The sequence below is a fragment of the Falsiroseomonas oryziterrae genome, assembly GCF_021864505.1.
Lineage (GTDB): Bacteria > Pseudomonadota > Alphaproteobacteria > Acetobacterales > Acetobacteraceae > Falsiroseomonas > Falsiroseomonas oryziterrae.
Window position 1 is genome coordinate 1 of sequence record NZ_JAKJIB010000545.1, and the last position, 1,587, is coordinate 1,587.

Genomic DNA, 1,587 nt, shown 5'->3' on the forward strand with positions numbered 1-1,587 from the left:
CCTGGACCCGGAAGGTGCCGGTGGAGAGCGAGCCGGTGGCGGCCTGCGAGATGTCGCCGCCAGCCACGAGCACCATCGGATTCCCGAGGACCGTGCCGTCGAGCGTCATCGCCGTGCCCGCGGTCAGCGCGGCGAGGAGGAGGGCGGCGAAACCGGACATCTCGCGCGAGACGGCGACCTGGCCCTGTTCGCGCGCCTTCTCGATCCGGCGCGGCGTCGCGGGTTCGGACCGGTCGGCCGCGTCGCGATCGTCCTCGCTTTCGGCCATCGCTCACCCGGCGCCGGGCAGAGCTAGGAAGGCGCCGCGCAGCGCCTCGGCATAGGCGGCCAGAAGAGGCGGGGCGATCAGCGCCAGCAGCGCGAGTCCGGCGAGGATCTGGCCGGGCACCGCGACGAAGAAGGTCTGAACCTGCGGCGCAAGGCGCGCGAGCAGCCCGAGCGCGACATTCAGCACGACCGCCGCGATGACGAAGGGTGCGGCGAGCCGCAGGGCGAGACCGAGCGAGGCGGCGCCGGCCGCCACCATCGCCTCCGCCGCCGCCCCCGCGGGCAGCGGCGCGCCGGCGGGCAGCACGGCGTAGCTCTCCACCAGCGCCCGCAAGGCGATCGCGTAGAGGCCGCTCGCCAGCACGAGCGTCGCGGCGACGAGGGCGAAGGCGCGCGACAGGACGGTGCCCTGGCCGCCCATCTCGGCATCGCCCGCGAGCAGCCCCTGCAGGCCGATCAGGGTAGCGACGAGTTGCCCGGCCATCGCGAGCGCCAAGGCGATGATGCGCGCGAGGCCGCCGAGCCAGAGGCCGATTGCGACCTCCTGCAAGACGAGGCGGGCCGTGGCGACGCCGGGCTCGGGCGCGGGCGGCAGGTCCGGCCCCAGCACCGGCAGGAGCAGCAGCACGAGCGCGAGGGCAAGCGAGAGGCGGATGGTGGCCGGCACGTCCTGCTCGCCGAGGCCGGGCAGGACCATCGCTGCCGCGCCGAGCCGCGCGAAGAGCAGCGCCGCCTGGAAGGCGAGTCCCGGCAGCGCGGCGAGAAGCGCCGCATCCGGCGCGCTCACCGCAGCCCGCCGATCATGACGGCGCGGTCGAACAGGGTCTCGGTCCAGCCGCGCAGGACGGTGACGGAGAAGGGGCCGAGCAGCAGCATCAGTATGGCGCAGACGAGCAGCTTCGGCAGGAAGGCCAGCGTCGCTTCCTGCACCTGGGTCAGCGCCTGCAGCAGCGAGACGGCAAGCCCGACGACGAGCACCGCGGCCAAGGGCGGCCCCATCACCTGCAGGGAGACCCAGAGCGCCTCGCGCATCGCCTGGGACAGGTCGTGTTGTGCTTCCACGGAGCTTTTCCCCGCGTCGCGCCGCCGTCAGATCGGCATGCGCATGATGTCCTGGTAGGCGGCGACGACACGGTCGCGGATCGCGACCGTGGTCTGCAGGGCGAGTTCGGCGCGCGAGATGGCGAGCACGGCCTCGGTCACGCCGCCCTGGCCGAGCATCGCGGCCGTGGAGGCGGCCTCCGCGCTGTGACCGATGCGCACGCCGTCCTCCAGCGCGCGCTGCAGCGCCGCGCCGAAGCCGCCCGCCGGCGCGGCCGG

At 74.5% G+C, this 1,587-nt stretch carries 4 protein-coding genes; all 4 read right to left on the minus strand.

Annotation, left to right across the window (positions count from 1 at the left end; translation table 11 throughout):
* The coding region (locus L2I40_RS22975; RefSeq protein ID WP_237217679.1) for an EscU/YscU/HrcU family type III secretion system export apparatus switch protein at nt 1-268 on the minus strand (268 nt) is incomplete at its 3' end.
* A 3-nt stretch (nt 269-271) separates the two neighbouring features.
* A complete protein-coding gene (locus tag L2I40_RS22980) occupies nt 272-1,054 on the minus strand; it encodes a flagellar biosynthetic protein FliR (RefSeq protein WP_237217680.1) in 783 nt (260 codons plus the stop codon).
* A complete protein-coding gene (locus L2I40_RS22985; protein WP_237217681.1) occupies nt 1,051-1,329 on the minus strand; it encodes a flagellar biosynthetic protein FliQ in 279 nt (92 codons plus the stop codon). The genes L2I40_RS22980 and L2I40_RS22985 overlap by 4 nt, the downstream gene beginning before the upstream one ends.
* Nucleotides 1,330-1,356: 27 nt before the next feature.
* Nucleotides 1,357-1,587 (minus strand): flagellar hook-basal body complex protein FliE (locus L2I40_RS22990; RefSeq protein ID WP_237217682.1); only part of this gene is annotated, 231 nt, incomplete at its 5' end.